At 63.6% G+C, this 7,235-nt stretch carries 6 protein-coding genes; 3 read left to right on the top strand and 3 right to left on the bottom strand.

Annotated features, from left to right (window positions below; translation table 11 throughout):
- Nucleotides 1-185 precede the first annotated feature (185 nt).
- Nucleotides 186-1,145: a D-2-hydroxyacid dehydrogenase gene (locus tag AUR66_RS08435; RefSeq protein WP_058572015.1), complete on the top strand. Its 960-nt coding sequence runs from the start codon at nt 186-188 to the stop codon at nt 1,143-1,145.
- A 24-nt stretch (nt 1,146-1,169) separates the two neighbouring features.
- Here the strand turns inward: AUR66_RS08435 and ilvD are convergent, their stop codons facing one another.
- The gene (gene ilvD / locus AUR66_RS08430; protein ID WP_058572014.1) at nt 1,170-2,924 is read right to left on the bottom strand and encodes a dihydroxy-acid dehydratase; all 1,755 of its coding nucleotides are present in this window, start codon (nt 2,922-2,924) and stop codon (nt 1,170-1,172) included.
- Nucleotides 2,925-3,081: 157 nt separating this feature from the next.
- Between ilvD and AUR66_RS08425 the strand changes: the two genes are divergently transcribed.
- Nucleotides 3,082-5,133, top strand: coding sequence for a glycoside hydrolase family 15 protein (locus tag AUR66_RS08425; protein WP_058572013.1), 2,052 nt, complete (start codon nt 3,082-3,084; stop codon nt 5,131-5,133).
- Nucleotides 5,134-5,165: 32 nt separating this feature from the next.
- Here the strand turns inward: AUR66_RS08425 and AUR66_RS08420 are convergent, their stop codons facing one another.
- Together AUR66_RS08420 and AUR66_RS08415 are read right to left on the bottom strand one after the other, a co-directional pair.
- Entirely contained in the window at nt 5,166-5,756 is a 591-nt protein-coding gene (locus AUR66_RS08420) for a MogA/MoaB family molybdenum cofactor biosynthesis protein (RefSeq protein WP_058572012.1), read from the bottom strand.
- A gap of 48 nt (nt 5,757-5,804) precedes the next feature.
- Nucleotides 5,805-6,620, bottom strand: a complete 816-nt coding sequence (locus AUR66_RS08415; protein WP_058572011.1) for a helix-turn-helix transcriptional regulator — start codon at nt 6,618-6,620, stop codon at nt 5,805-5,807.
- A 260-nt stretch (nt 6,621-6,880) separates the two neighbouring features.
- Between AUR66_RS08415 and AUR66_RS08410 the strand changes: the two genes are divergently transcribed.
- Nucleotides 6,881-7,235 (top strand): alcohol dehydrogenase catalytic domain-containing protein (locus AUR66_RS08410; RefSeq protein ID WP_157533037.1); only part of this gene is annotated, 355 nt, incomplete at its 3' end.

The raw sequence follows: 7,235 nt of genomic DNA, 5'->3' as shown, positions 1-7,235 counted from the left end.
AGGGCTACGCCCCCGTCGCGTGGCGACTCGGCGAAGATGGGTCTCGGTTCGTCGTCGACCCGACTGTCGACGCCGTCGCAGTCACTCGGACGATTTCGAAACAGCGACAGCGACGGGAACCACCCGAGTGACGGTTCCCCGACCGAATCGGACAGATTCATCACCGTCTTCGGGCAACTCCGACCATGTCCGACCCAGATGTCGCCGTCCTTCGGCAGAAGATTCACGGACTCTCGGCCGAGGAGTTCGCAGAGACGCTTCGTGACCGCCTCCCCGACCACGAGGTTGCACTCGCTCGGACGCCCGCGGAGGAACGCGACTTGCTCTCCCGCGCCCGTGTCGCCGCCGGGTTCACCGTCGACGAGTCGGCCCTCGAATCAGCCGAGAACCTCGACCTGTTCGCCTGCGTCTTCGCCGGCACCGGCCACCTCCCTATCGAGGCGCTGGACGCACACGACGTTGCCGTGACCAACGCCTCGGGCGTCCACGGCCCGAACATCGCCGAGCAAGTTCTAGGGAGCATCCTCTACTTCACCCGCCGTTTCGACGTCGCCGAACGTCAAAAGCAGAACAACGTCTGGCAGTCGTACCCGACGCACGAACTGAAGGACTCGACGGTCACCGTCGTCGGACTCGGTGCCCTCGGACTGGCCACCGTCGACCGACTCGAACCCTTCGGCGTCGAGACCATCGGCGTCCGGTACTCTCCTGAGAAGGGCGGTCCGACCGACGAAGTCGTCGGCCTCGACGACGAACAGGGTCTCCACGACGCCTTCGCTCGCTCCGACTACGTCGTCATCGCGTGCCCGTTGACCGAGACGACCCGTGGCCTCGTCGACGCGAACGCGTTCAAATCGATGGCACCGGACACCGTCCTCGTCAACGTTGGTCGTGGCCCCGTCGTCGACACGGAGGCACTCGTCTCAGAACTTCGGAGCAACGGGATTCGCGGCGCGGCACTCGACGTGACCGACCCCGAACCGCTCCCGTCGGACCACGACCTCTGGGACTTCGACAACGTCCTCATCACGCCGCACAACGCGGGTCACACGCCCAAGTACTGGGAACGTCTGGCCGACATTATCGCCGAGAACGTGCAGAAATTAGACGAAGGCGACGACGACTTGCGGAACCGCGTCGTCTAAAATCGGGTGAAAACTGCGTTTCGTTCAGTCGTCGCGCGTGAGCGCAGGGTTCGTCACGGCACCGTTCGCCGCCGACCCGAAGTCACGCGCGTACTTCGCCAGCACGCCCGAGGTGTAGGCCGGTGGCTTCGGTTCCCACTCCTCTTTTCGCGCGTCGAGTTCTTCCTCGGAGAGGTCCACGGACAGTTCGCGGTTCGGGATGTCCACCGTCACTTCGTCGCCGTCTTCGAGGAGTGCGATGGGACCGCCTTCGACCGCTTCCGGCGCGACGTGGCCGACCATCGGGCCGCGGGTTGCCCCCGAGAATCGGCCGTCGGTGAGGAGTGCCACGTCGTCTTCGTGACCCTGTCCGACGACGGCGGCGGTGACGCCGAGCATCTCGCGCATACCGGGTCCGCCGCGGGGACCCTCGTTGCGGATGGCGATGACGTCGCCTGACTCGATGTGGCCTTCTTGCACGTAGCGCATCGCGTCTTCTTCGTTGTCGAAGACGCGGACGGGGCCGGTGTGGTGGAACTTGTCGTCACCAGTCACCTTCAGGACTGCACCGCCGGGCGCGAGGTTGCCGGTGAGAATCTTGATTGCACCCTCCGACTGGTAGGGTTCGTCGACGGTGTAGAGGAAGTCCTCGTCGATGTCGTCGTCGTCCGGCAGGTCGAGGTGGTCGAGTTCCTCTTCGATGGTGCGGCCCGTGACGGTCATCGCGTCGCCGTGGAAGAGGCCTGCGTCGAGGAGACGGCGGATGACGACGGGGACGCCACCGACCTCGTGGAGGTCGTTCATGACGCGCGTGCCGCCGGGCTGAAGGTTCGCAATCTTCGGCGTGCGCCGGGAGATTTCGTCGAACTCTTCGATATCGAGGTCGACGCCCGCTTCGGCAGCGAGTGCGAGCAGGTGGAGCACAGCGTTGGTCGACCCACCGATGGCGACTTGCAGTGCGATGGCGTTCTCGAAGGACTTCTTCGAGAGCACGTCCGAGGGGCGAAGGTCGTTCTCGACGCACTGGATGACCGCTTCGCCGGCGCGACGGGCAACGTCGTAACGTTCTTTGGACTCAGCAGGGGCCGAGGCAGACCCGAGCGGTGCCATACCGAGCGCTTCTGAGATGGACGCCATCGTGTTCGCGGTGAACATCCCGCCGCAGGACCCGGCACCAGGACACGCGTGGCGTTCGAGGTCGTCGAGTTCCTCGGCGCTCATCTCGCCTTCGGCGTAGGTGCCGACGCCCTCGAAAACGTTCTGAACGGTGACTTCGCGGCCTTCGTGCTGGCCGGGCATGATGGACCCGCCGTAGAGGAAGACAGACGGCAGGTCGGTCCGGATGGAGGCCATCATCATGCCGGGGAGGTTCTTGTCACACCCGGCGACGGTGACGAGTGCGTCCATGCGTTCGCCGAACGAGACGAGTTCGACGGAGTCGGCGATGACCTCGCGGGAGATGAGCGAGGCCTTCATCCCCTCGGTCCCCATCGAGATGGCGTCGGAGATGGTGACGGTGCCGAACTCGATAGGCATGCCGCCGGCCGCTTCGATACCCTCGATTGCCGCGTCGGCGACGTCGTCGAGGTGGACGTTACAGGGCGTGATGTCTGCGGCGGGGTTCGGGACGCCGACCATCGGTGACGAGAGGTCGTCGTCGTCGAATCCCATCGCGCGGAACATCGCCCGGTGCGGGGCCTTGTCGGGGCCCTCTGTGACTTCCGAACTTCGGAGGTTCGGGTCCTTGCCGCTGGAGAACACGTCGTCTGCGTCCTCCTCACGTGGGGACTGCTGGCTCATACCTGTCCGGAACGTGTGCGCGAACTTAAAGGGCCGCGACTGGGCAGACGTTGCAGTCGGATTGTCGGAAGCGGGAACGGATTCGGGCCACGGGTGACGGCACGCGGTTTCGAGCGACGGGGAAATCTACAACTCGCCTCGGCGTGTCGTTCGAGTGATGATTCACGGGGAACGAGACACGCCGCCGAGCGACAAAGACGCCATCGTAAGCGCGCCCCGAGGAGTCGGAAAGACAGTTCTGGCGACGGTGAACCAGTACCCGAGTGTCCACAACCGCGGGTGTCACGGCGCACTCGTCGAAGAGACGTCGGCGTTTCGCTCCGATATCGAGCAGTTCTCCGACCTGCACGTCTTGCTGTGGGACGCAGACCTCCAACAAGTTCTCGACGTCCGCGAAGACGCCGTCGCGAGTTCCGTCACGTACGCCAACTCCCGCGTCCCCGAACTCCACCTCGAAAACACGTTCCGGTTCGTCAGCGGATACGAGGCAACGCTCTCGCAGGACCTCCTCGTCGCCGTCGACGACCCGGCGTTGCTCGTCCGCAATCACGTCGCCTTCGACGACCCGAACGAACACACGATTTATACGCTCGTCAACTTCGGTATCGAGGACGTACTCGGCATCGACGGCGTGGACGAGGCCTACTACGCCCACGAAAACGGTGTCGACTTCATCGTGGCGTACGATTTCGAGCGCTTCGTCGCACTCGCACAACGCCGCCCATCGACCGACGATTCGACCTTCCACGGTCACCGTGTCGGTATCCAGAATCGCTCGACTGGTGACCAGCGGAGCGCGTGGGCCGAAATCTACGAAGACGAAGACGGATGGCTCACCCCCAACGACGTGGCGACGGGCCGCGTCGATGCTGGCGTCGGCCTCCACGTCGGCCACGAACAGGACGTCTCGTGGGCCACCGGCATCGGATTCGGGACGACTCACAGCGAGGCAATTTCGGCCGCGACGAACGTCCTCGATGCCGGCTACGACTCGATTCGGTCGTCGTTCCACGAGGCGTGGGAAGACTGGCACGAGGCGGTCAGAGACGGCCCGACGGGTGACGCGGTGGCCGACCGGATGTACGACCTCTCGATGACGAGCATGAAGTGCGTCCAAGACCCTCGTGGGCCGATGATTGCCGGCGCGTTCAAACCGAGACACTTCGAGTACAAGTTCGTCTGGCCGCGGGACCAGGTGATACTCATTCAGGCGCTTCTCGCCGCCGAGGCGACGAAAGAAGCGCGAGACGCTCTCGCGTGGCTGGACTCGGTGCAAATCGACGACGGCGTCCGCGGTCCGCGGGGGATTCAGCGCGGTGGGACGTGGTGGCAGAACTACTTCGTCGATGGGACAGCACACTGGCGCGAACTCCAACTCGACCAGGTCGGTGGACCAATCTACGCACACTGGCTCACGTGGCGCGAGACGGATGACGACGACGTTCTCGACGCGCACTACGACATGTCACGCCGGGCCGCCGAGTTCCTCCTCGGATGGGACAACGAGTGGGGCTTCCCGAACAAGCATCAGGACACGTGGGAAGAAGTCTGGGGCCACACGACTGCTGGAAGCGCCGCGGCCATCGCCGGCCTTCGATGCATGGCCGAACTCGCGGACGCGACGGGCGACGACGAATTTGCGGGGCGGTGCCGTGAACAGGCAACAGTCTGGGCCGAGAACGTGGACACCTACTGCTTCAAGCACGACACGCCCTACGGCGACCACTACGTCACCGCCGACGCGCCGGAAGGTGGGGAACAACCACCACCAGACCACCGTCCCGACGCCGCCGCGTTCATGGCCGTCTGGCCGTGGAACGTCGTGTCGGCGACGCATCCTCCGATGCAATCGACAGTCAGACTCGCCGACGAGGAGTGGTGGCGGGCAGACGGGACACCGTGCGTGGACCGCTATCCCGGTGATGACTACACGCCGACTGGAACCGTCGAAGACGGCGGATGGCCACTCTGTGAAGCCTACGCCGACATGGTCCGATGGCTCGGTGGTGTCGACGACGACGCAGTCTCAGACCACATCTTCGACCACGCCGAGAAGTGGGCGACGGCCGCCGGTCTCCTCCCCGAACGCATCGATGGAAACGGCAACGTTCGGTGGAACTCGAACCTCCAGTGGGCGCAGGCGACGTTCGTCTTACTCACCGAAAGCCACGTCCGCGGCGTCCCGTTCGGCATGGCTCCAGACGGGTAGGGACTGGCGACGCAGAACTCGACTCCCGATTGCTATTCTGAGTCGCGCCGCGCCAGGCCGGTCACGTGCGGCGCTTCGGCGACGATTATCTCACTCGTGCCGAGTCGGGCGGCATTCTCGCTTCCCGGGAGGCAAAACGCCGGCATTCCGTCCACGATGCCTGCCGTCGCCCGTGTCCCGACGACCCGTGTTCCAATCTCGTCGTACGAGAGTCGGCGGAACAACTCGCCGAACCCCGGAAGCGTCTTCTCGAAGAGTTGCTCGACTGCTTCGACCGTCTGGTCGTCGGGCGTGACACCCGTCCCACCCGTCGTGATGGTCGCATCTACGTCGCCTCGGTCTGCCATCCGGGCGACTGCGGTCTGTATCGCGTCGAAGTCGTCGTCGACGACGCGGCGGACCGAAAGCGAGTGGCCGGCGTCGTGAAGTATCTCCTCGATAGCGTCGCCAGCAGGGTCAGATTCGACGCTGCGGGTCGACGACACGGTGATGACCGCGAACCCGAGTTCCTCGACGTCGTGTTCGTGGTGGTCGTGGTGGTCGTGGTGTTCGTGGTGGTCGTGGTCGTGCTGATGACCGTCGTCGCTTCCCTCGTGGCCGTGACTGTGGTCGTGGTCGCTCACGTCGGGTGCTTGGTCTGCGGACGATAAAGTAAGTTCCCGCGCCGGCAGTCACTCGGCGTCGTCGGTCGAACGCTCGCCGATAGACGAGAGCGTGACGAGTTCTGCGTCCTCCCGGAGCGATACGAAGAGGTCTGTGACCCACGAGATAGCGCGCTCGGAGTCGTTGAGCGCGATACCCCCGACGCCCGTGTCGGTGTAGACGACAGTTCCGGCCTCGTCGTCGACGGCCCACAGACCGAACCCGAACGAAATCTCCGCGCGATAGATGTTCACTGTCTCTTTTTGGAGTTGCTCGACGATGATGGCCCGCGAACTGGGCGCATCGAGGAGTTTCTCCAACAGTTCGTGGGCGACAATCATCTCGACGTTCGTCCCACCTGCGGTCGCTGCGTCGTAGAAGGCTTTGAGTTGTCCCGAGATGGCGACGGGGGCGATGCCGTAGAGTGTCTCACTATCCTCGATACTCGTGAACAACGCGTCCATGACGTCGTCAGGGATGTCCGGACTCGGTGTGTACACTCTTGCACCGGCGAAGAACGCCGGGTCGAGCGGTGCGTTCTCTGGAAGCATCTGTAACAGGTCGCGTGCGTTCGAGACACCCTCGATAGTCCGTTCGTACCGCTCGAACGCTTCGAGTGAACACCGGCCGAGGAGAGTCAGTTCGTATCCACTTCTCGTGTGACGCACGAACCCGACGTCCGTCAGGTCGCGGAGGACACGGTCGACCGTCGACCGAGACGTCTCGAGATCCTCGGCTAGCGTCCGCTTGTCGCGAGGACGTTCGGCGAGTCCCTCCAAGAAGTCCGACCGGCGAACGAGGAGTCCGAGTAACTCCTCACCGTGGTCTGTTCGGTGCTGCGTCATCGGTGATATCTATCTGACGAGAACCGTCTATCGTGACTGGTGAATCGTTCGCTCGTGTGCTGGTTCTGCCGCGGGAAGAGCCATATCATGTCTTGAACGTGTATCTGTGGTCCGTACCGTCTCGTGGAGAACCCCGTCTATACGTACTATGTCTCGTGTGAACGTTTGTACTTTGTCTATTTCGACGCTTGTCGTACATGTGGCAAGACGATTAGCGTAAACCTATATTTTTATCATCCGCTTCCATGGGTCCGAACGGAATGAAAGCGGTCCAATTTAGCGAACACGGAGACCGAGACGTTCTCGAATACGGTGACTTCCCCGACCCGGAAGTCGGCCCCGAAGAGGTACTCGTGGACGTGAAGGCAGCGTCGCTCAACCACCTCGACATCTGGACGCGGCGCGGACTTCCCGGCGTCGAGCTAGAGATGCCGCACATCCCCGGCAGTGACATGGCCGGTGTCGTCACCGACGTCGGCGAGCGTGTAACCCGATTCGAAGAAGGCGACCACGTCGCACTCATCGCTGGTGTCGCAGACGGCGACGACGAGTTCTCGCGCAAGGGTGACCCGACGCTCGCGCCCGACTTCCGAATCATCGGTGAGCACCAGCGCG

Origin of the sequence: Haloferax profundi (assembly GCF_001469865.1) — an archaeon.
GTDB classification, from domain to species: domain Archaea; phylum Halobacteriota; class Halobacteria; order Halobacteriales; family Haloferacaceae; genus Haloferax; species Haloferax profundi.
This window is presented reverse-complemented; position numbering and strand designations above follow the sequence as displayed.